The sequence below is a fragment of the Aequorivita sediminis genome (assembly GCF_032080575.2).
GTDB classification, from domain to species: Bacteria; Bacteroidota; Bacteroidia; order Flavobacteriales; family Flavobacteriaceae; genus Aequorivita; species Aequorivita sediminis.
Genome location: NZ_JAVLSO020000002.1, coordinates 514,189 through 536,747, shown reverse-complemented (window position 1 = coordinate 536,747; position 22,559 = coordinate 514,189). Strand labels below are relative to the sequence as shown.

General features: G+C 34.3%; 18 protein-coding genes and 2 tRNA genes. 11 read left to right on the top strand and 9 right to left on the bottom strand.

The features are described 5' to 3' along the window. Positions 1–46 precede the first annotated feature (46 nt). Genes RT250_RS05925 through RT250_RS05915 form a run of 3 tightly spaced genes read left to right on the top strand, consistent with a single transcriptional unit; the run spans position 47 to position 2,407 of the window. On the top strand, positions 47–1,330 hold the full coding sequence (locus RT250_RS05925) for a putative DNA modification/repair radical SAM protein (RefSeq protein ID WP_313113065.1): 1,284 nt from the start codon (positions 47–49) through the stop codon (positions 1,328–1,330). Beyond that, on the top strand, positions 1,327–2,094 hold the full coding sequence (locus RT250_RS05920) for a TIGR03915 family putative DNA repair protein (protein ID WP_313112989.1): 768 nt from the start codon (positions 1,327–1,329) through the stop codon (positions 2,092–2,094). Before RT250_RS05925 ends, RT250_RS05920 begins: the two co-directional genes overlap by 4 nt. Positions 2,095–2,146: 52 nt before the next feature. Further along, on the top strand, positions 2,147–2,407 hold the full coding sequence (locus tag RT250_RS05915; RefSeq protein WP_237606309.1) for a hypothetical protein: 261 nt from the start codon (positions 2,147–2,149) through the stop codon (positions 2,405–2,407). 76 nt (positions 2,408–2,483) lie between these two features. Here RT250_RS05915 and RT250_RS05910 read toward each other — a convergent pair whose 3' ends face one another. The 4 genes from RT250_RS05910 to mutS form a co-directional block, all read right to left on the bottom strand. Then, positions 2,484–2,990 (bottom strand): hypothetical protein, encoded by a 507-nt coding sequence (locus RT250_RS05910; protein ID WP_313112986.1) that lies wholly within the window; start codon positions 2,988–2,990, stop codon positions 2,484–2,486. Between the two features lie 121 nt (positions 2,991–3,111). Then, positions 3,112–3,195 (bottom strand) — tRNA-Leu (locus RT250_RS05905). A gap of 64 nt (positions 3,196–3,259) precedes the next feature. Then, positions 3,260–3,332: transfer RNA gene (locus RT250_RS05900), tRNA-Gly, on the bottom strand. Positions 3,333–3,516: 184 nt separating this feature from the next. Then, on the bottom strand, positions 3,517–6,153 hold the full coding sequence (gene mutS / locus RT250_RS05895) for a DNA mismatch repair protein MutS (RefSeq protein ID WP_313112984.1): 2,637 nt from the start codon (positions 6,151–6,153) through the stop codon (positions 3,517–3,519). Positions 6,154–6,372: 219 nt separating this feature from the next. Here mutS and RT250_RS05890 point away from each other — a divergent pair, with 219 nt between their 5' ends. After that, complete coding sequence (locus RT250_RS05890) at positions 6,373–6,906, top strand: RNA methyltransferase (RefSeq protein ID WP_313112983.1); 534 nt, start codon at positions 6,373–6,375, stop codon at positions 6,904–6,906. A gap of 20 nt (positions 6,907–6,926) precedes the next feature. Here RT250_RS05890 and RT250_RS05885 read toward each other — a convergent pair whose 3' ends face one another. The 3 genes from RT250_RS05885 to RT250_RS05875 form a co-directional block, all read right to left on the bottom strand. Then, on the bottom strand, positions 6,927–7,838 hold the full coding sequence (locus RT250_RS05885) for a geranylgeranylglycerol-phosphate geranylgeranyltransferase (protein ID WP_313112982.1): 912 nt from the start codon (positions 7,836–7,838) through the stop codon (positions 6,927–6,929). 140 nt (positions 7,839–7,978) lie between these two features. Next, entirely contained in the window at positions 7,979–8,917 is a 939-nt protein-coding gene (locus RT250_RS05880; protein ID WP_313112980.1) for a mevalonate kinase family protein, read from the bottom strand. 166 nt (positions 8,918–9,083) lie between these two features. Next, on the bottom strand, positions 9,084–10,175 hold the full coding sequence (locus tag RT250_RS05875; protein ID WP_313112979.1) for a diphosphomevalonate decarboxylase: 1,092 nt from the start codon (positions 10,173–10,175) through the stop codon (positions 9,084–9,086). Between the two features lie 288 nt (positions 10,176–10,463). Between RT250_RS05875 and RT250_RS05870 the strand changes: the two genes are divergently transcribed. The 7 genes from RT250_RS05870 (at position 10,464) to RT250_RS05840 (ending at position 19,644) form a co-directional block, all read left to right on the top strand. Then, positions 10,464–11,036, top strand: coding sequence for an RNA polymerase sigma factor (locus RT250_RS05870; RefSeq protein ID WP_313112977.1), 573 nt, complete (start codon positions 10,464–10,466; stop codon positions 11,034–11,036). 9 nt (positions 11,037–11,045) lie between these two features. After that, positions 11,046–11,798, top strand: coding sequence for a tetratricopeptide repeat protein (locus tag RT250_RS05865; RefSeq protein ID WP_313112976.1), 753 nt, complete (start codon positions 11,046–11,048; stop codon positions 11,796–11,798). Then, positions 11,795–15,049 (top strand): CHAT domain-containing protein, encoded by a 3,255-nt coding sequence (locus RT250_RS05860; RefSeq protein ID WP_313112975.1) that lies wholly within the window; start codon positions 11,795–11,797, stop codon positions 15,047–15,049. Before RT250_RS05865 ends, RT250_RS05860 begins: the two co-directional genes overlap by 4 nt. A 110-nt stretch (positions 15,050–15,159) precedes the next feature. Continuing rightward, a complete protein-coding gene (locus tag RT250_RS05855; protein ID WP_313112974.1) occupies positions 15,160–15,720 on the top strand; it encodes a Crp/Fnr family transcriptional regulator in 561 nt (186 codons plus the stop codon). A 201-nt stretch (positions 15,721–15,921) separates the two neighbouring features. Continuing rightward, on the top strand, positions 15,922–17,295 hold the full coding sequence (locus RT250_RS05850) for a TolC family protein (RefSeq protein ID WP_313112972.1): 1,374 nt from the start codon (positions 15,922–15,924) through the stop codon (positions 17,293–17,295). Positions 17,296–17,392: 97 nt separating this feature from the next. Continuing rightward, entirely contained in the window at positions 17,393–18,349 is a 957-nt protein-coding gene (locus RT250_RS05845; protein WP_313112970.1) for an HlyD family secretion protein, read from the top strand. A 122-nt stretch (positions 18,350–18,471) separates the two neighbouring features. After that, complete coding sequence (locus RT250_RS05840; protein ID WP_313112968.1) at positions 18,472–19,644, top strand: ABC transporter permease; 1,173 nt, start codon at positions 18,472–18,474, stop codon at positions 19,642–19,644. A gap of 92 nt (positions 19,645–19,736) precedes the next feature. On the opposite strand, the gene RT250_RS05835 is transcribed toward RT250_RS05840, so the two are convergent. Continuing rightward, positions 19,737–20,615, bottom strand: a complete 879-nt coding sequence (locus tag RT250_RS05835) for a universal stress protein (protein ID WP_313112967.1) — start codon at positions 20,613–20,615, stop codon at positions 19,737–19,739. 29 nt (positions 20,616–20,644) lie between these two features. Continuing rightward, complete coding sequence (locus tag RT250_RS05830; protein WP_313112964.1) at positions 20,645–22,318, bottom strand: BCCT family transporter; 1,674 nt, start codon at positions 22,316–22,318, stop codon at positions 20,645–20,647. Positions 22,319–22,559: the final 241 nt, after the last annotated feature.

Here is a 22,559-nt window from a genome sequence, read left to right as displayed (position 1 = left end):
ATTTTCTAGGATTATTTCCTTAATTTTGGCGATATTCCAAGATTGTATGGACTTTAAAAGAATAAACGCAAAGTTAGAAATACTGGCAGACGCAGCAAAATATGATGTTTCCTGCTCCTCCAGTGGCAGTAAAAGAGAGAACAAAAATAAAGGCTTAGGCAATAGTAGCGGTATGGGAATTTGTCATAGCTATACAGAAGACGGTAGATGCGTTTCGCTATTAAAAATACTTTTGACCAATCACTGTATTTTTGATTGTGCTTACTGTGTAACTCGAAAAAGTAACGATATAAAACGAGCTGCTTTTAAAGTGCAAGAGGTTGTCGATCTTACTATCAATTTCTACAGAAGAAACTATATTGAAGGCCTGTTTCTTAGCAGTGGAATTTTCAAGAATGCCGATTACACTATGGAGCGACTAATTGCGGTGGCCAAAAAGCTCAGACAAGAAGAGAATTTTAACGGTTATATTCATTTAAAGTCTATTCCTGGTGCGAGTGATGAATTGATGCGAGAAGCCGGACTTTACGCAGATAGACTATCGGTAAATATTGAAATTCCAACTGAAAAAGGTTTAAAACTTCTTGCTCCTGAAAAGGATAGAAAGGATTTCATAAAACCTATGGAAAAGGTTAAAAATGAAATCGTTCAGTATAAAAATGAAAAGAAACTTTTAAAAAAAGTTCCCATTTATGCTCCGGCTGGGCAAAGCACTCAAATGATAGTTGGAGCTAGTGGCGAAACCGATGCTGAAATTATGTACACTTCGGCATATTTTTACAAATCGTTTAACTTGAAGCGAGTTTATTATTCCGGCTACGTCCCAATCAGTAACGATAGTCGCTTACCCACACTCGGATCGGCCGTGCCAATCTTGCGCGAGAACAGACTTTACCAAACCGATTGGCTTCTTCGCTTTTATGGCTTTGATGTACGTGAACTGTTAAACAAAGAACATCCAAATCTAGAGTCGGATATAGATCCAAAATTAAGTTGGGCGTTGAGAAATCTAGATCAGTTTCCTCTAGATGTTAATAAAGCGGATATGAGAATGTTATTACGTGTGCCAGGTTTAGGATTAAAATCTGTAAATAAAATTATCAAGGCACGAAGATATCGAAAGTTAAATTGGGAAAACTTAAAATCTATTGGAGCATCCTTAAACCGAGCTAAATATTTTATTATTTGCGATTCAAGTACTTTTGAAACAAAAGATAGAACTTCCGCACAACTCAAAAGCATAATTCTTTCAAACTCAAATTCGAAGTTTTCAGCGACTTTAAGCAATCAATTAAGCCTTTTCGACAATCAGAATACATTATCTGCGTGAAAACCATTTTAAAATACGACAGTTCTTTTGAAGGGCTTTTGTCTTGTGTGTTCTATGTTTATGAATACAAGTTAAAAGAAGTTTCAATTGTAAAAGAGGAGCACTACGAACCTAACTTTTTTGACCATAGCATATCAATACTTTCTGAACCAAAAAAAGCCAAGCGGGTATGGCAGGGCTTGTCTAAAAAATTATCTTCTAAGGCGAAGACTAAGCTTTATAAATCATTTTTAAGTGAAACATTAAATATTGAGAATACTATTCTTCATTATATAAGAAAAGCGTTATCTACAAGTGTAAGTATAGAAAATGATTTTACCGATTCGGAAATTCTACATTTAGAAAAAACCGTAAAAAAGGTAGATAGGGAAAAACACAGAATGGATGCATTTGTGCGATTTCAACTTACTAAAGACGGAATATACTTCGCTACAGTAGAACCAGATTTTGATGTTTTACCTTTAAATGCATCCCATTTTAAAAGTAGATATACAGATCAAAAGTGGTTGATTTATGATTTAAAAAGAAATTATGGAATATTTTACGACTTATTAAAGGTTCAAACCATTACCTTAGAATTATCAAAAGATATTAATAGAAGAAATAGAGCCTCTTTATATTTTACTTACGAAGAAATAGAGTTTCAAAAGCTATGGTTCAATTACTTTAATAGTAGTAATATTGGCTCAAGAAAGAATATAAAGTTACATATTAAGCATATTCCTAAGCGGTATTGGAAATTTTTAACAGAAAAAAATTTTTGAATCATTTTTTTACTTACTTTTGCTCATTATTAATCACTAATATATTACCAAAATGAAAAAAATATTTTTATCACTTGCAGCTCTTGCTTTAGTTGCTTCTGTTTACTCTTGTAGAGAAACTACTGAAGTAAAAGTTGACGAAACTGCTGAGTCTATTGAAACTGAAACTGAAAACGCACTAGATAACACTGGTGACGCTATTGATGATGCTGTTGATGCAACAGGAGATGCAATGGAAGATGCAGGAGATGCTATCGAAGATGCTGCTGAAGACACTAAAGATGCTGTAGAAGACGCAACTGACGGTCAGTAAGCAATAAATTTGCTATAAAATTTAAGCCTTTTCTTAATTGAAAAGGCTTTTTTTTGCATTATAGTTTAATCGAAGATTATCTTGAAATCTTCTCTCTTTCTTCTCTAATTGGAATCCGAGTCCATTTTTTATCCGATTCAGACTTACTGCTCTCTTCAGTTATTACTTTAGTATCTTTTATTTTTTTGAGATTTAGTTTTTTCTCACGAGAAATAAACAACCCAGAAGTTAGCCTATTCCTATATTTTAAATGGTGAACAAATATTTGCGATGGTTCGGTTGGCTTCCATTTATTCTCTGTAAGTGCTATTCGTATAAAAGTTAAATCGGGATTGTTGTCCTCCGGCCTAAACCTGTTTAAATTTTCTATATACTCACGATAGTAGTCTTTAAAAAAAACATAATTGAAATCGAAGTTGTCTAACTTTTCATAGAATTCTTTAATATCATCTAAAGCCTTGGCCGCTCGTTGTGGATTTGAAAACCTATGTCTAAATTCAACGATTAAGTTGTGAAACTTTCGCTGTTTTTCGATGAGTGGTTTGATGCCAAGAGAAAGAATATTTAATATCAAATTAGCCATTAGTTTTTAGCATTTTGATGAATGACAAATTTACGGAATCGAGGAGAACTAAGGAGAAATAAAAGGTAAATAAATAACAGATAAAAAAAATCCCCAATGTTTAAAAACAAAGGGGATTTTGTACTCGAGGCGGGACTTGAACCCGCACGACCAAATGGTCACAGGATTTTAAGTCCGGCGTGTCTACCAATTCCACCACTCGAGCTTAAAGAGGTTGTCTACTACAACCTGGACTTAACAAAAAACACCGAAAAACGATATTTTTGTTGAGCGAAAAACGGGATTCGAACCCGCGACCTCCACCTTGGCAAGGTGGCGCTCTACCAACTGAGCTATTTTCGCGTATTCTTAAAAACCGAAACAAGCACCTCCAGTAAAATTGGATGATACTCTACTTTCTCAATTTTACCTGAGAAGGTTATTTTCGCATGATTTTTAATGAACGTCGCTTCTTATTCAAAGCGGAGGCAAATTTATAAATTTTACTTCAATCACAAAGTGTTTTTTGAGAAATTATTTCCAAAATTTACTTTTTTATTTTTAAGGTAGCATTCCGCTCTAGCATTCGCTTAATTTCATTCAGCTTCATTAAAGCTTCCACAGGCGTAAGTGTATCAATATCAATATCTAAAATTTCTTCCCGCAATTCTTCAAGCAGAGGATCGTCTAATTTAAAAAAGCTCAATTGCATTTCATCTTGCGAAATAGACTTCATTTCTTCAGTCAATTCTTCCGATCCGTGATTTTTTTCTAGCCTTTTTAAGATTTTATTTGCTCGTTGGAGGACTGTTTGTGGCATCCCTGCCATTCTCGCAACATGTATTCCAAAACTGTGATGACTACCACCAGGAATCAATTTTCTCAGAAAAAGCACATTGTCTTTTAATTCCTTTACCGACACATTATAATTTTTAATTCGCGTAAAAGTTTCGGTCATTTCATTCAACTCGTGATAATGCGTAGCAAAAAGTGTTTTCCCGCGAGATGGATGCTCGTGCAAGTATTCACTAATAGCCCAAGCAATAGATATCCCATCATAAGTACTCGTACCTCGTCCAATTTCATCCAAAAGAATCAAACTGCGTTCCGACAGGTTATTTAAAATACTTGCAGTTTCATTCATTTCAACCATAAAAGTTGATTCGCCCATCGAAATATTATCGCTAGCCCCAACTCTGGTAAAAATTTTATCTACAGACCCCATCCTAACAGCCGATGCAGGAACAAAACTCCCCATCTGCGCTAATAATACTATTAAAGCTGTCTGCCTAAGTATTGCGGACTTACCACTCATGTTAGGACCGGTAATCATAATTATTTGTTGAGATTCCCTGTCTAAGAAAACATCGTTTGCAATATAAGGAGAATCGGGTGGTAATTGTTTTTCAATTACCGGATGACGACCGTCTTTTATTTCTAAATCGAAGGATTTATCAAGCAGCGGACGACTATAATTTGCCTCTTTAGCCAGAGTTGCGAAAGAGCATAGACAATCTAATTGCGCTATTAAGGCGGCATTTTGTTGTACTGAAGCTATATATTCCAGCATCCACTCTACTAGCTTAGCAAAAAACTCTTGTTCTAAGGCTAAAATTTTTTCTTCAGCACCAAGAATTTTAGACTCGTATTCTTTAAGTTCTTCGGTTATATAACGCTCGGCATTTACAAGGGTTTGCTTGCGTATCCACTCTGCTGGAACTTTATCTTTATGAGTATTTCTAACTTCAATATAATATCCAAAAACATTATTTGAACCTATTTTAAGAGAAGAAATACCTGTGCGATTGGTTTCACGCTCTAGCATTTCATCTAAATATCCCCTACTATTTGCTGATAGATTACGAAGGTCGTCGAGTGTTTCTGAAAATCCCTCAGCAATTACATTTCCTTTAGCAACACTTACAGGTGCTTCCTCAAAAAGTGTTTCTTTTATTTTATTTCGAAGCAGCTCACAATCGTGTAATTGTTCGCCTATAATTTTTAGCGATTCATTCTTTGAATTTAAGGAAAGTGCTTTAATAGGCACAATCGCTTCCAAAGAGTTTTTTAGTTGAATTACCTCGCGCGGATTTACTTTTGCAGTGGCAACCTTTGAAATCAGCCGCTCCAAATCATTAATCCTCTTGGTATACTGTTGAATTTTCTCTAAGACAGCAGGATTATCGAGTAAAAAACTAACAACTTCGTGTCGTCTATTTATTTTTTCAACGTTTTTGAGTGGCAGCGCCATCCAGCGTTTTAAGAGCCTTCCACCCATCGGTGAAATAGTTTTATCTATAACATCCAAAAGAGTAACAGCATTTTGCTGTGTGGAGTGATACAACTCCAAATTGCGAATTGTAAATCGATCCATCCAAACATATTCATCTTCGGCTATTCTCGACAACCTTGAAATATGTTGAAGTTTGGTGTGTCTGGTTTCACTTAAATAATGAAGCGCAGCTCCTGCAGCAACAATTCCTTCGGCTAAATGATCAACTCCAAAGCCTTTTAAGTTTTTGGTATTGAAATGCTTCGTAAGGGTTTCAAAAGAATAATCTTCTTGAAAAATCCAGTCTTCAAGATGAAACACGTGATATTCATTTCCAAAAGTTTCAGCAAAAAGTTTGCGTTTCTGCTTTGAAAAGAGCACTTCAGAAGGGCTAAAGTTCTGAAGTAGTTTATCTACATATTCTGCCGGGCCTACAGAAACTAAAAATTCACCTGTAGAAACATCTAAAAATGAAACACCCATATTTTGTGATTTAGCTGATCCTTTTGAAGCACCGAAATGCACCGCAGCTAAAAAGTTATTTGATTTTGATTGAAGGATATCATCGTTAAAGGCAACACCAGGAGTAACCAATTCGGTAACTCCACGTTTTACTATAGTTTTGGTCATTTTGGGATCTTCCAATTGATCACAAATAGCCACTCGACAACCGGCCATAACCAATTTTGGCAGATACGTATTTAACGAGTGATGAGGAAACCCTGCGAGCTCCATCTTATCACCCCCGTTATTTCGAGCCGTAAGCGTAATGTTCAAAATTTTGGCAGCACGGATAGCGTCTTCACCAAAGGTTTCATAAAAATCCCCTACGCGAAACAACAGCAAAGCATCTGGATACTTAGCCTTAATATTGTTGTACTGCTTCATTAATGGGGTAACCTTCTTCGCCATAACGCTGATTATTCTTTAACCGATAAAAGTAACGAAATTGCTGTTTTCTTTAAAATGAAGTATAAATGAATTATCTTGTTTTATCAACAATAAACCTAGATTTTGTAAAATTTTGGTTAAATGGTTTTCCTATTCAACTTTTCCTAAACCCCATCTTTTTATGAAGTACTGCATACTAGCCTTCCACTTTTAATTTATAAGAATTAACTTTGCCGGCTTATGAAAAACCGCAAACTCAAGAATAGCGAATTAGACCGCATAAATTCTGAAGAATATAAAGCTTCAGAAAAAACTCCGTTAATCATTGTTCTCGACAATATAAGAAGCTTAAATAATATCGGTTCTGTTTTTCGCACTTCTGATGCTTTTTTAGTTAAAAAGATTTATCTCTGTGGCATCACCGCGCAACCTCCGCACAAAGACATTCATAAAACTGCACTTGGTGCAACTGAAAGTGTAGATTGGGAATACGCCGAAAACACACTTGATATTATTTCTAAATTAAAAGAAGAAGGTGTTTATATAGCGTCTATCGAACAAGCTGAAGATTCAATAAACCTCAACGACTTTACTGTAGCAAAAGATAAAACTTACGCTATAGTCTTTGGAAATGAAGTTAAAGGCGTGCAGCAAAAAGTTGTTACTGCAAGCGATGCAGTTATTGAAATCCCACAATTTGGCACAAAACATTCACTTAACATCTCAGTAAGCGTTGGCGTAGTGGTTTGGGATTTATTTGTTAAGATGAAGTAGAAATTAGTGGTGAGTTTCTTCTAAAACAATTTATTTGCTAGGAAGCCTGGGTTTATTAATACAATACTGAACACCCCAATTACAATGGCAAGCTTTAATATATTGTGTAAAATAAGATAATGAATCTTATTTTTTGATTTCCAAAGAACAGTTAAAAACAGTACTAAGCCGGCAATACTAGCGTAGAAATAGAAATCCATATACCCTATTTCATCTTTGAATTTTGTAATTAGTAGTGCTATTGGCACAAGCGTTAACACACTTAAAGCTGTAAGCATAAGTTTAGAGGTCTTTTCACCATAGACCACCGGAATTGTATTATATCCGTGCGTGATGTCTCCTTTAAGGTTTTCTAAATCCTTGACCAATTCACGCATAGAAATAAGCAGGAACAGAAATGTTGCGTGTACAAAAATCACTATATCGAAATTAGCATAATGTACAAAAATTGCAAAGAAGGGAACTACTGCAAGTATGGCTGCAATCATGTTTCCTATAAAGGGATATTTCTTGAGTTTATGCGAATAGAACCACAGCATAAAAATATAAATTGAAAAAAAGACGACCGATTTAAATGAAACATAGCTAGCAAATACTACTGATAAAAAGTTTAACACAAAATAAGTAGAAAGCTTTGTACGCTGACTTACAAGTCTATCCAACATTGTTTTTCTAGGCCTATTTATAAGGTCTTTCTCACTATCGTAAAAACTATTGATAATGTAACCACCTGCGATTGCAGTAGATGAAGCTAATACTAGCATTAATAAATTAACGTCGAATAGAACTTCTCGAAAAGGTAATTCGGGTGCTAAAATGTAAATACTAGTAAGGTATTGGGCTGTTACAATTATTAAAATATTGTATCCACGAACCACTGAAAACAGGCTAAAAAACTTAAGGAAAAGGAGCTTTTGTTTTCGGTTGAGCATAAACTATAAGGTTGAAAATAGGATGCTTAAAAAATTATCAATTCTACTTGAGCGAAGTCGATAATATCATTTACTCATAGAGGATCCGAATGTGCTCGACTAAACAGATTCACGATTGTAAATAAGTTGTAATCCCTAGTTTAGAAATTATAAACAACTTCTAGATTGTAATCTTTTAGTGCTTCTTTAGCTTTATCGATATCTTCGGTAAAACCTAACATATAACCACCTCCGCCAGAGCCACAAAGTTTTAAGTAGTAGGCGTTACTGTCTATTCCTTTCTTCCAAAGTTTGTGGAATTGTGCAGGAATCATAGGTTTAAAGTTTTCTAAAACAACTTTGGAAAGTTGTTTAATATTTCCAAAAAGTGATTTTACATCGCCTTGAAGAAAGTCTTCAACGCAAGCATCTGTATGTTTCACAAATTGGTCTTTCAACATATTTCTAAAACCTTCCTGCTTCATATTTTCCATGAAAATCTGAACCATTGGCGCTGTTTCACCCGTGCTTCCACTGTCTAATAAGAAAACTGCACCCTTACCATTTTCAGTTTGAGATGGAATACCTGCAGGTTCAATGTTATCGTTAGAATTGATTAATATTGGCAGGCTTAAATAACTATTTAAGGGATCAAGACCCGATGATTTTCCGTGGAAAAAAGATTCCATTTCGGCAAAAACATTCTTAAGAGTTAATAGTTTTTCACGTGTAAGGTTTTCAAGAACAGTAATTTTATTGGTAGCATATTTATCATATATGGCAGCTACCAAGGCACCACTGCTCCCTACTCCATATCCCTGTGGGATACTACTATCAAAATACAATCCCGCCTCAATATCATTTTTTAACGCTTTCATATCGAAAGATACCAATTCAGGATTTTCACTTTGAAGGTTTTCCAAATAATCTGCAAATCGCTTTAAACTAGCGTTCGACTTGTGCGTGGAAATGGTGTGATGCTTATCTATTTTAAGCGCCCCGTTATAAAAATTATACGGTATAGAAAGTCCTTTAGAATCTTTTATAATTCCGTATTCTCCGAAAAGTAAAATCTTAGAGTAAAATAAGGGGCCGTGCATATGATAAATTCTTAGTGAGGTCTAAAAATACTATTTTTAGTAATAATTAACCTATATGAGCTGCAAAGATACAGTTTTTAAGAAATACAAGCGTTAATTAATTTGTGCTAAAACTAAATTCTAATTAACACAATTATCTGTCTTAAAACAAAGTATAATTAATTAATCATTTTTTTACTGCTCCAAAACCAACCTCATCCACAATAAACTCATTGTTTTTGCAAAATTGCGAAAGCTCGGTATTTATAAAATTTAGCACACTTTCCTTTTCAGCTTCGGGATATAGAACGTGTACGTTTGCACCAGCATCTAGGGTAAAACAAACCTTACTACCTGTCTCCTCTCTAAATGCCCAAATACGATTTAAAATTTCGAGTGTATTTGGTTTCATCAGAATAAAATAAGGCATAGAAGTCAACATCATAGCGTGTAATGATAGAGCCTCACTTTCAACTATTTTAATAAATTCAGAAACATCGCCATTTTTTAATACGGGAATGAGTTTAGAAAGATTGAACCCAGCTTGTTCAAAACGTTGTTTCGCAAAAGGATGGTCGTGCATAAGTTCGTGACCTACAGTACTACTAACTTGTTTTTCACCTTTATCTACTAGTAGAATAGTATCCTGATAATTTTGAAAATTCTCGTGTACCTCGAGCTTGTATTGCGTTCCATAAAGATTACTACTCCCTTCTATTTCGGGATGTTCTCCCCAAACCATAATTGGACCTTGCAAACTACGGCAAGCACTACCCGACCCTAAACGAGCGAGAAATGAAGCTTTTTGCATTTCGGCTTCACTAAACGACGGAGAACCATCGGGAGCTGAGCGCAGTTGAAGCTCCATATCCATTAAACAAAGTGCCAAGGCGCTCATTCCACTAGCGGAAGAAGCAATACCACTACTGTGTGGAAAGCTATTTGAGGTTTCAATTCTAAATTTATAATCTCTTAAAAAAGAAAGATACTGTTCTATTCTTTTAAAAAACTTTAAAATTTTTGGCTCAAAAGATGACTCTCTCTTCCCGTCAAGAAACACTTCAAATTCGAATTCGCCAGAGCTCTTTGGTTCGAAGAATACTGTAGTATTTGTATGGCTATTTTTAAGCGTAAAGCTAATAGAAGAATTCATTGGCAATTGCTCACCATACTTACCCCAATATTTCACTAATGCGATATTACTCGGCGATTGCCACGAAACACTTCCGGAGGAAAGTTTTTGAGAATAAATTTTACCAACAAAACGATCTATTGTCATAATTATAAATTAAAAAACAAAAGTAAAATACTTTTTGATGAATGCGACAACAATTTAAAATCCTTTGCTTCTTGAGGTTATTATCTCTTCATCTGAAAACTACATCCTCCGTAGCAGAAATTAACTTTTTTCAAAATAAATGCTTTTTAGTGATGACCTTTTTAGATTTTCCCATTATAACAATAAACAATTCATTGGTAACACATTAAAATGACCAAAGCGCGATACAGAATATAAAATGTTTTAACAATCTAATTTAAAAATGTTGTATATTTCATAGTAATTTCTATGAAAAACACATTAAACAAGGAAAAATTCGTGCTATTGGATGCTTTTTTGACCAATAAAGAAATACCTATGCAAAAATTTTACCTAGCCGAATATCCTAAAACTAAGTATTACATATTAAAAAATGGAGGTGCCATAGAAAATGCAAAAGATATATTCCAAGAAGCTTTTTTAGTCTGTTGGAAAAAAATATGTTCTGGAGATTTTAAACCTATTAATGAACAACAAATGGAAGCTTACTTGTTTACCATCGCGAAGAACAAGTGGATAGATTATACAAGAAGTGCAATAAAAAAGAAAACAACATCTATAAACGACAAGCTGTATCAATTTTCAATTGAAGACAATACACAAACTAATGAAACGGAAAAAGCCGAATTACAAATGTCTATTACTTTAAATGCATTCAACAATTTAGGGCAATCTTGTAAGGACCTATTAACTCAGTTTTATTTTTACAAGGCTCCCTTAAGAGCAATAGCAGAAAACCTTGGTATTGAAGAAGCTTCTGCCAAGAATAAGAAATACAGATGCATTCAAAAGTTAAAAGAAATAGCATTAAATTATAAATAATCCCCCACAATGAAAACCCAAATTGAAATCACCCAAGTAGAGTGGGATATGATTGAAACCTATTTAGATCGAGAAAACGATTTCGATTTAAACAAACATTCTATTTCTGAAGAAATAAAACAAATACCCGGTTATGAACAAAAAATAGAATACATAAAAAAACTACGTGAAGAAATAGAAGACAGCATTAGACATTCCAAAATAGATGATTTTCACAAACACCTTAACGAAACTGAAGATACGAACGTAAAAAAGCTGTCGACTCCTAAAACAAAATCCTATACCCTGTGGTTTTCAGCTGCCGCTATATTGATATTGTTGTTTGGAATATTTTGGATGTTAGATAGCAACACCACTGCCGAGAAGATTTTTGCAGAAAACTTTAAACCCGACATCGGGTTACCTTTAAAGATGGGAGGTGCAGATAGCTATGAATTTTATGAAGGGATGTTAGACTACAAGCAAGAAAATTACAAAAAGGCAATTTCGAAGTGGGAGGTTTTACTTAAAGAAAATCCAGAAAACGACACTTTAAACTACTTCTTAGGAGTAGCAAATTTAGCTTTAGGAGATGCTAGCGAATCATTAAAATACTTGACAGACCAAGACCGTTTTCAAGAAGGCATGTTTAAAGAAGAAGCTACGTATTATGCAGCTTTAGCTAAGATAAAAATAGGTGAAATTGTAGCAGCCAAGGTGCTGCTTAAAAAAACTCCGTCTATTCAAAATACTAAACTCCTCAGACAACTTGAGAAAGAATGAAACAAATTGCCCAAATAATAGGTGTATTTGCCCTACTCTGCTTACTTGGCACTGTTTCAACTTATTCCCAAGAAAAAATTCGGACTGTTAGCGAAATCCTTAACCTCATTAATCAAGATTCATTAGAAAAGGCTAAAACCATTGTAAAAAATAACATTCAATTTTATAAATATAAAAAGCAATACGACAGTCTTGCCGAGTATATAAATCTTGAAGGTAGTTTAAAGCTCAATGATGGAAATTCACAACAAGCATTTCATAAAGCAAAGCAACTTGCAGATTATATAACCTCAACGAATAACCCACATTATATTAAAATAGCGCTGCACGAACTTTCATCTGTTTACCACAATTCAGGGCAAACAGAAAAAGCATACAACATTCTCAAAGAAGCTGAAGCACCAACCTCACGTATTAATGATCCTGAAAATACTGATGCAGCTTCAGTTCAATATATGTTGGGATACTACAAAATGAGAACTGGAGATTATGTATCAGCTAAAAACCATTATTTAGAGTCATTGGCGCTTCACAATAAAAGCACAACAAAAAACTACACATCTTTCAATCAAATTTATACTGCTCTTGGAGGGGTTTTATGGCAGGAATCTAAATTAGACAGTTCAAAATATTACTTCGAGCAAGCTTTAAATGCCTTGCATAAAACCGACTCCACCGATTTAAAAAACAAACTCTTTAGACCGAGCTTGCTTAAAATGAACATGTCAGTATTATTCAATGCTATGGGAAAAAATCGAGAGGCTATTTCTATTTCCCATGAGGCAATTAAAGACTTTCAAAAGTTTATTAAAACCTCGAATGATGAAAATGCGGTAAAACAAGCAAAGGGGTTTGTTTTTAGCACACTAGACAATTTAGGTTCTTATCACAACACCCTAGGTGAATTTAAACGAACCGAAGAAATTTTAGAGTATTCCTACGCTCTAAAGCAAAAAGAATATGAGGAAAACGATATGAATTTGATTATCTCACATATCATTTTAACCCAAATTAAAACAACGAATCAAAATTTTAAAGACGCTGAACTACACTTAAAAAAAGCAATTGATTATTACAAAAACAAAGAAGTGGCAGACTCTTATTGGAAAGCTTCGGCCTATTCTATTGGCGGCACTTTATATGAAGAAATGGGAGATATAGAAAAAGCCGAGTTTTACTACGAAGAAGGGAATAGGATTTACGAGACTATATCAGAAGGACGCTACTCCGTGGATGATTTGGATCGGTTTATTCACTTGTCCAGATTTTATGTGAAAACTGGAGAAAAAGACAAGGCTATTTCAGTAGCAGAAGAAGCTTATAAGTATTCCCAAAATAATAGCCTGAAAAACACATTGCAAGAGTTTTTCCAGGTTCAAAATCTAGCTATAATACATTTCAAATTAAACAATTATGAAAAATCCTTGGCGTATAGCAACAAAGCCTTGGCGTTTAACCTTCTCAATGAGGAAGAAAAAATGAGCATGTCCGACTCTATTGTTATACAATATCGCAAACCTACTGCTATACTTACCAAGGTTGCTTCTAAATACCATCTATCAGGAAATAAAACTACGGCAGACTTAAAACAGTATGCAAGTGAACTCAACAAGGCAATTTCAATTTTAGACCAACGTAAAAAAGTAGTTAATAACTACGACGACATAACTATTCTGAATAAAGAAAACAATGTACTTTTCAATTTTACAAAGAAGATTCTGTTAGAGCTTTATCAAAACACTAGGGATGAAGCTTATTTAGATCAAGCTATTTCACTTCATGAATCTGCAATTTACAATCGCATTCGCTCAAGATTAAACAGTCGCGATAATATTGCTTTTAAACATGTCCCGAATGAAATTATAAAAAAAGAAAAACTTCTTAAAAGTGATATATCTAAGACATTAGAGGCAAATAATGGAGACGTAAACGCTTATATTTCAGCATCTGAAAGGTGGGACATTTTTATGAAAACCTTGCAAAAGGACTACCCCGCATATTATAAAATGCGATATGAACCCTTGGAAGAACCAATAAAGGACTTGCAAAAAAATATTCCTGAAAACACTACTATTGTCCGATACCTTTTTATTGAAGACAAACTAAATGCATTTGTGGTTACACGATTTAAGAAACATATTTACTCTTTAGACAATTCATCTCTTCAAATGAAAATAAAAGAATTGACAGTTGAAGATTTTTCAGTGGAGAAAAAAAGTGCATTGCTTCACGACCTATATATAATGCTATGGAAGCCTTTAGAAGAAAACATTAAAACTAAAAAAGTGGTTGTAATTCCAGATAGGGAGTTGTTTAATATTAGCTTCGAAATGTTGACGCCCAAACCTTTAGAAAGCTTTAAAGAATTCGCTACAAATAGTCTTTTATCAAAGTATGATATTTCATACAACTTTAGTCTTTTACTCTATAAGGATAACAGAAAAGTTATGGATTATAACGAAAATTATGTCGGTTTTGCGCCAGGATTCAATAAGAATATGAAACAAGAATATCTACTCGGTATACAAGATTCGATGAAACTGGATAAATCATACTTAACACTTCTACCTCAACCTTTTAGTGAAAATTTAGTGAAACAATACGCCAAAGTTTTCAAAGGAAATTATTTCATGAATGAAAATGCTAGCAAAACCTTGTTTATCAATAACGCTAAAGAACATAAAATAATACACATTGGAACACACGCTGAATCCGACAATATCACTCCTGAACTAAGTAGATTAGTGTTTGCCAAGCGAAAAGGTGAAAATCTAGCCCTAGATGAGAATTCACTTTATGCTTATGAAATTTACAACACTAACCTTTCATCGAACCTTGCCATATTAACGGCATGTGAAACAGGAAAATCTATCTACCAATCTGGTGAAGGTGCAATTTCGCTTGCACATGCATTTAATTATGCCGGCAGTGAAAGTATCCTCACAAGTTTATGGAATATCGATGAAGTATCTAGCACCCAAATTGTAGATTATTTTTATGAATATCTCGCACTAGGACTTCCAAAGGATGAAGCACTTAAAAAGGCAAAAATACAATACCTCTCTACTGTGGAAGGTCGAGCTGCCGCACCGCAATATTGGGCTGGATTAGTGTTAGTTGGAGATACAACTCCAATTGCATTACAAAAAAACTCAAATCATATTTGGTGGTGGATAGCTGGGATTGTTTTAACAATAATACTTTTAATCTTTTTTTATTATCATCATAAAGACCGAAACCACAACATTTAAGGTTTTAATTTATTTTTCAACACCCATTTGAAGGCCCTTTGATTGACTAATCCATCTTCCTTTTCTCCGTCAATTTTCGATATATTTGGAAATAACTTTTATATCCCTAAATGGAATTATCAGACTTTCTTCTTTCACTAACTCCTTTCGATTCAGACGAGCTCAAAGATATTACATCGCACTTTGAGGAAGAATTCATTTCTAAAAACACGCTTTTGATTGAGCAAGGTCAGGTTTGTAAGAAACTTTATTACATCGAAGAAGGAATGGTAAGAAGTTATTATTTAAAAGAAGATGGCAAGGAAATAACGCAATGGTTTTTTAATGTCGGTAAATTTATGAGTAGCGTAGATAGTTTTTTCCAACAACGTCCAAGTTTGTATTATTTAGAAACTCTAGAAGATTCTGTTGTTCATTCAATTTCCAAGGAAAAAATGGATTTGTTGTTTTCAAAATACCACAAAATGGAACAGCTGGGAAGATTAGTTTCAATAGAAATGCTTACAAAGGTAGTCAACAAGCTTAACGCTATTCAATTTCAATCCGCTCGCGAACGTTATGAATATATGTTGGCAGAATTCCCAGATATTTCCCACCGCGTACCTTTAGGATATATAGCTTCTTATCTAGGAATGACTTCAGAAACGCTAAGCCGAATTCGTAGAGGATAATAATCTGAAAATGTTACAGAATTCGAGAAACCAAACTAGCACTCTATAAAAATGCGTTTTACCCAGCGTTTAAATTTTTTCTTCTATTTTAGCGTAAGTCATTGATTTTTAAATCGATTTAAGAGCGTTTTTTGACCTAGGTCAAAAGAAACCCGCTTGAATTGGCGTAAATTTGTAACGAAAATATAAAAACCGTTATAAATGCGAATCAAAAAAGGCATATTCAATTTCTTATGTATCAGTATTATTGGATTGTTTGCTAATTTAAGCTTTTCACAAGAATTAGATCCAGTATTGCAGGACCTCATTAATAAAGGTTTAGATAAAAGCCAGACGGTGAATATTAAATCCCTTGAGGCACAGCAAGCAAAATTAGATCAGCAACTAGCAAAATCGGTATTCATTCCAAAAGTTACATTGAATGGTAGCTACACTCGTTTAAATGAGGATATCACTTTTGACGAGGACACTCAAAACCTCTTAGTTGCCACGCAAAAACTTCTTATTAAAGAAGGAGCAGGAGTGCCTTTTAACGCGCCTTTTCCGGATGGAATTCCTTTAAAAGAAACCCCAAATCTTCAGGATAAAAACATTTTAAAGACATCTGTTGACGTTGATTGGGTTCTTTTTAGCGGCTTTGAAGCAAGCAACGCAATTAAGGCGAGTAAACACAAAGAGTCTTCTTTAAACTATTTGGGAATGGCAGAAAAAGATAAGCTCGCACTTAAGATTATTGAAACCTATGATAAGCTTGCTTTGGTTTATGCTTCGGAGAAAGTTTTAAATTCTTCCGAAGACTACCTAAATGAACAGGAGCATTATGTGCGAAAAGCCATTGAAAATGGCCTTGCCACCCCTATCGGTAGAAAGAAAATTGAATTAGCACAACAACAGTTAGAAGGTAAAAAATTAGAATTCAAACACAACAAAACTCTTTTACTTGAAGCCCTACACCAACTTACAGGCGAAAGCAGAGATAATTTAAAGTTATTAAGACCAAAGCTAGAGTCCTTTAGGTTGAGTGCAACTTCTAATGCTGAAAAGCGAAATGAAATTAAAGCCTTAGAAGAAGCCGAGCAGGCAACACTTTATAAATCTAAAATGGAAAAAAGCCATTTTATTCCGAAAGTTGCATTAAAAGGTCACTACGAATTTATTGAAGAATACCTGTCGCTTTTAGACCCTAAATGGTATGTAGGGGTTGGGATACAATGGAATATTTTTGATGGCACGCAATCAAGTATAAAAGCTAAGCAATCAAAAATAGAAGGTGAAATTTATAGAGAACGAATTAGAGAGACCGAAGAGTTAATCGACTTGAGTATTGTAAAAGCTGAGCAAGCTTATCAATCAACCTTACAGAATTCAAAAATTGTGGAAAAGGAAATTGAATTAGCTACCGATACTTATGAAATGGTAAATAAGCAATACAAAAACGACTTAGCTTCTATAAATGATGTTTTGGATGCCTTAACTGATTTAGAAAAAGCGAACTTTAAGTTACAAGAATCACTTTTTGATCAGCGAAGAGCAGTTACAGAAATGCTTCACGCCAAGGGAGTTTTAAAATATTAAAACTGTCGAGAAATGGATTTCTTTAGAATTAATTCGATGGATTTAAGACAAAAAAACCAACCTACAATAATATTATAGATTAAAAGAAATTATAAAGATGAAATCAACTAAAACCATATTAGTCGCACTTGTTTCCTTGTTAGTTTTGAGTTCTTGTGGTGATGATAAAATAAATACAGAAAGAGGAAAAGTAAAATTTGAAACTATCTCCTTAAGCAGTAAACTAGGTGGAAGAATTTCAAAAATATATGTTAGCGAAGGCCAAGAAGTAAAAAAGGGTGATACCCTAGCATTTATCGATATCCCAGAAGTAGGTGCTAAAATGATGCAAGCTGAAGGAGCAATTACTGCAGCTCAGGGACAATTAAACATGGCCTATAACGGAGCTACCACTGAACAATTAAGTCAGATAGAGCAACAATTAAACTCTGGGAAAGCACAATTGAAATTCGCTCAAGAATCGTACAACCGGTTAGAAAACATGTACAAAGATTCATTAGTGAGCCAACAGCAGTTTGATGAAGTAAAAATGAAACTTTCAATGGCACAGGCACAAGTAGAAGCATTAGAAGCTAAACGTACTGAGGTGCGAAAAGGAGCTCGCAGCGAACAAATAGAACAAGCCCAAGGACAATTAGATAGAGCATTAGGTGCTAAAGAAGAAGTAGCTTCCGCAGTCAACGAAAAATATTTAATTGCTCCTGTAGATATGTCTGTTGAAACCATTAGCCTAGAAGTAGGTGAATTGTTAACGCCAGGATATTCATTGTTTAATGGCTATAAAAAAAACAGTATTTATTTCAGATTTACTATTCCAGAATCTAAAATATACGATTATAGACTAGGCCAAAAGTTAACTGTAGAAAACCCTTACACTAAAGAAGTTATTCAAGCTGAAATTACTGCTATTAATCAACTTGCCCAATATGCAAACATTACTAGTACAGCACCTTTATATGGATTGGACGAGTCTATTTATGAATTGAAAGTTGTTCCAACTGGAAATATTGAAGACAAGACGTTCTATTTAAATGCAACAATGCTTATTAAATAATACGCTTTTCAAGGAGTGACTTAGAGACAGAAAGCTTGTCGTAAATTAAAAAGAGAGTTGTTAATCGCGAACTAATGCAGTGCTTTAAATCATATCGTCTTTGGCTAATGAAAATCTAAAATATGAATAAATTTATAAGACTTCTTCAAGTTGAATTCAAGCGTATTTTTGCAAATGACGTACTGCTTGCTATCTTTTTTGGAGCCCCTATTCTATACGGTATTTTATTTGGCTACGTATACCAACAAGCCAAAGTTGTAAATTTACCAATTGTAATTATAGATCAAGATCGCAGTCCTACTTCCGACAAAATTATAGATGCATTTGACGATAACGAAGGTTTATTGGTGAGCGATGTACGATATACTGCAGGAAGTCTAATCGATGAAATGCCAACGCAGCAATATGCAGCTGTCGTGACGCTACCAAGTAATTTTGAAGCAGATATATTTCAGAAAAAACATCCAGAAATACGCGTAGATTTAAATATGGCGAATATTTTAAACGCCAATACCGCTAGCAATCACATTCAAGCAGTTTTACTGACGCTAAATGCTGGGATGGAAATAGAAGGATTGAAAAAACAAGGGATGCATCCAGCCCAAGCTAAATCCTCCTATGAAAGCTTCAAGATTAACATTAATAAACTCTATAACTCTACTGGTAATTATGTCACCTTTATGCTACCTGGTTTATTGGGTGGTATTATGCAGCAGATTATTTTCTTAGCAATGGCATTGGTTTTCTCAAGAGATTTTGAAGATGGCTACTTTGGAACTTTAGTAAAAGAGAGTAAATCTTCTCTTTATCTCATCGCGCTAAAAACCACACCATTTTTAATAATGCTTCCTTTCATCTGGTTGGTTGTTGCATTGTTTTTCCCATATTTTAATGTGGACATCAATATATTTAACTTTCCGATGTTTGTATTAGTTGTACTGTTAACTTTTGCATCCATCTTTATTGGAATGTTATTTTCAATTGCAATACCTAGTCAATTAAAAGCCACCGAACTTTTAATGGTTATTTCTACCCCTGCTTTTATTTTAAGTGGTTTTACTTGGCCAACTATGGCTATTCCAGACGCAATTACCAATATTGCCCAATTCATTCCGCTGACTCAATTTTTAAGCGGCTTTAGAAAAGTTGCATTTTATGACGGAGATTTGGCTTCAATAAAACCAGAATTAGGTATGTTGTTTATCATTATAGCCGTTTCCTTTATAGCTATGGTTATTTTACTTCAACTGAAGATTCGTCTTCGTAGAAAGAAAGGAAAACAAATAGCTGAATAGGCAGTAATCATAAATTATTATAATCAAAGAAGCCTCTCAAGAAATTTCTTAGAAAGGCTTTTGTTTAACAATTTCTGTTGAAGTTAACACTTTTATCTTACCACTAATAATGGCATTCTTCTATTTCTAATCAATAAATCGTTTGTGACACTACCCACAAACAAAGACGTAATATTGTTGCCTCCTCGAGCAGAGACCACAACTATATCGAATTCGCCCTTGTCAGCGTGAATTTCAATAGCCTCAACCACCGAATAACTTTCTCTATCAATATACCGGAACGCCATATCTTCGGCTAATTTGAATTTTTTCTTAAACAGTTTAACTTTTTCTTTTAAATGATACTTCGTTTTATCAATCGCTTTTTCTGTATTAATGTAAGGAAAGAAAAAGGAAGGGATACTGTAAACATGCAAGCCTTCAATACTGCCACCAGACCGTGCTACTAGACTATCAGCTACTGTAAAGCACCTAGCAGAAGCAGAACTAAAATCGGTTGGCACCAATACTTTTTCCATATGATGGCTAGCCTCTTCGGGTACTAATAGAACATGCGCATCAAGCATACGAGCCAGTTTTTGGTTCAAAGCCCCTGTCCCTTGAAACTCATCTTTATTCCCTACCACCATAATATCAATTTTGTATTCTTTAGCTAAATGGCTTAGAATACTCTCAGTATAATCATCGGAAGTAATTAAAACAGTATGGGGAACTGAGGCAGTGTAATGTGTATTGATGGTTTTCTCTAACCCTCTATCAACAATATCTTCTACCGTAATTCCCTCTTCAAGAAATTCGTCATATAAGTCGTATAATTTATACTGCTTTATATTATGTGTAAAATACAAATGTTCTATATTCCACACTTCACAAAGAAAATTCACGTATTGCAACAAAATAGGATCCATTTCGGTAAGATCCAAGGCAACCATAAGTTTCAATTTGTTCTCTAAATTTATTTTTTGTGTCATTTTAAAGTAACTATTATGTGAAATTTATTTTATAAGTCAGTTGTTGTTGGTTTTTTCTTAGGTGGCGCATCAGGATCAATCTTATCTAAATTTTTCTCTTCTCGTTCTTTGTTAACTAAATTAAGTATGTTTTTGCGATAACTTTCCCTCTCTAAAAGTTTTTCTTTTCGCTCGGCTTTATCGTAATCTTCATTTACTCCTCTATACAGTGAAAAACACATCATAACAAGAAGAATTGCAAAAGGTAATCCTGAAATTGTAACCACCGTTTGCAATGCATCCAAGCCTCCTCCATACATCAAAACACCTGCAATTACGCCAGTAGCTATTGCCCAAATTACTCTTTGAAAAGACGGCGTATTTAATTTACCACCCGATGTAATACTATTTACCACAATGGCTCCTGAATCGGCTGAAGTAATAATAAAACTACAAATTAGAACTACACCAAGCGACTTTAATACCATTGCAATTGGGAACTTATCAAAAAACACATACAATGCAGTAGATATATTATCGTTTACAGCGGCAATCATAGCGGTGTCTCCTAGTAAAATATCACGCATTGTAATCCCTCCAAATGCACTAAACCACAAGAATGTAACTAGCGCTGGTAGTATTAATACACATAGAATAAATTCTTTTATAGTTCTTCCTTTAGAAATACGAGCGATAAAAGTTCCTACAAATGGCGACCAAGATATCCACCAACCCCAATACATTATAGTTCGCATTTTTTGCCAATCGGTTCCGCGAAGTGCTTCAGTCCAAGTTGACATATCGATAAAGTGAACTAAGTAACTTCCAAGGTTCTGAATATATGATTTAAAGATAAATGTAGTTGGCCCTAAAATTAAAACCAATAAAAATATAGCCGATGCTACTCTTACGTTAAGCTTACTTAATATTTGCACTCCTTTGTTTACACCACTAAAAGCAGAAATTGTCGCAGCTAATGTCACTCCTACAATAATAAGAATTTGATAAAATAGCGAACTCGGAACCCCAAAAACGTGGGTTAGTCCGGAGTTAATTTGCCCTACACCAAAACCAATTGTAGTTGCTAGACCAAAAAGTGTGGTTATCACCGCCATTATATCAATAACATCTCCCATCCATCCGTGAATTCTATTCCCTAATAGCGGATAGAATGCCGAGCGCAGTGTTAAAGGCATTTTTCTGTTAAAAGTGAAATAAGCTAAGGAGAGCCCTACAACCGAATAAATTGCCCAGCCGTGAATACCGTGATGTAAAAATGAAAAGTTTATTGCTTCTTGTGCGATAAGAGATGGCTCTTCTCCAGCTAACCGTGGTGGAGAAAGATAATCTCGAACAGGGTCGGCAATGCTAAAAAGCACTAATCCATTTCCAATTCCGGCACTAAACAACATCGCGAACCAAGCCCATAAACTAAATTCTGGCTTTGCCTTTTTACCTCCAATTCGAATCTTTCCGAATTTACTAAAAGCCATGTACAAGCAAAAAACTATAAATAAGTTTACCGCTAAAGTGTAAATCCACCCCCCGTGTGCAGATACTGCAGTTTGGGCAATTCCAAAATAGTGTTCGGCTTCATCTTCAAAAATAAGAGTAAACCCAACACTAAAAATCACAACCGCAATGGCAGAAAAAAATACTGTTTTGTTAACTACTAGACCAAGAAATGTTGAAGTGCTGTCCTTACGAGTAACTTTAATCGACATATATAAATGGTTTATTAAACAATTAGAGATTTAAATTTATGAAGATTCGTTTCACTTAAATCTTTTAAGTGCTTCTGAAAAGCAGTCTAAAAACAATTTCCTTAGACTGCTTTTATAAAATTTAAAGTTGATATTATACCATAAATTAATTCGATTTACAAATAATTCTAAAATTATACCTAATCGTCAAGCTTTAGGACACTACATTTTTAAGTAAATTTGTTACTGTAACACTCCAATA

Bases quoted from the DNA above. Each gene is read 5' to 3' on its own strand.
- RT250_RS05880 (WP_313112980.1), bottom strand. From the start codon at position 8,917: ATGCACGGCCCCTTATTTTACTCTAAGATTTTACTTTTCGGAGAATAC.
- RT250_RS05840 (WP_313112968.1), top strand. From the start codon at position 18,472: ATGAATAAATTTATAAGACTTCTTCAAGTTGAATTCAAGCGTATTTTT.
- RT250_RS05845 (WP_313112970.1), top strand. From the start codon at position 17,393: ATGAAATCAACTAAAACCATATTAGTCGCACTTGTTTCCTTGTTAGTT.
- RT250_RS05850 (WP_313112972.1), top strand. From the start codon at position 15,922: ATGCGAATCAAAAAAGGCATATTCAATTTCTTATGTATCAGTATTATT.
- RT250_RS05910 (WP_313112986.1), bottom strand. From the start codon at position 2,990: ATGGCTAATTTGATATTAAATATTCTTTCTCTTGGCATCAAACCACTC.
- mutS (WP_313112984.1), bottom strand. From the start codon at position 6,153: ATGGCGAAGAAGGTTACCCCATTAATGAAGCAGTACAACAATATTAAG.
- RT250_RS05835 (WP_313112967.1), bottom strand. From the start codon at position 20,615: ATGACACAAAAAATAAATTTAGAGAACAAATTGAAACTTATGGTTGCC.
- RT250_RS05890 (WP_313112983.1), top strand. From the start codon at position 6,373: ATGAAAAACCGCAAACTCAAGAATAGCGAATTAGACCGCATAAATTCT.
- RT250_RS05865 (WP_313112976.1), top strand. From the start codon at position 11,046: ATGAAAACCCAAATTGAAATCACCCAAGTAGAGTGGGATATGATTGAA.
- RT250_RS05860 (WP_313112975.1), top strand. From the start codon at position 11,795: ATGAAACAAATTGCCCAAATAATAGGTGTATTTGCCCTACTCTGCTTA.
- RT250_RS05855 (WP_313112974.1), top strand. From the start codon at position 15,160: ATGGAATTATCAGACTTTCTTCTTTCACTAACTCCTTTCGATTCAGAC.
- RT250_RS05830 (WP_313112964.1), bottom strand. From the start codon at position 22,318: ATGTCGATTAAAGTTACTCGTAAGGACAGCACTTCAACATTTCTTGGT.
- RT250_RS05875 (WP_313112979.1), bottom strand. From the start codon at position 10,175: ATGACAATAGATCGTTTTGTTGGTAAAATTTATTCTCAAAAACTTTCC.
- RT250_RS05925 (WP_313113065.1), top strand. From the start codon at position 47: ATGGACTTTAAAAGAATAAACGCAAAGTTAGAAATACTGGCAGACGCA.
- RT250_RS05870 (WP_313112977.1), top strand. From the start codon at position 10,464: ATGAAAAACACATTAAACAAGGAAAAATTCGTGCTATTGGATGCTTTT.
- RT250_RS05915 (WP_237606309.1), top strand. From the start codon at position 2,147: ATGAAAAAAATATTTTTATCACTTGCAGCTCTTGCTTTAGTTGCTTCT.
- RT250_RS05885 (WP_313112982.1), bottom strand. From the start codon at position 7,838: ATGCTCAACCGAAAACAAAAGCTCCTTTTCCTTAAGTTTTTTAGCCTG.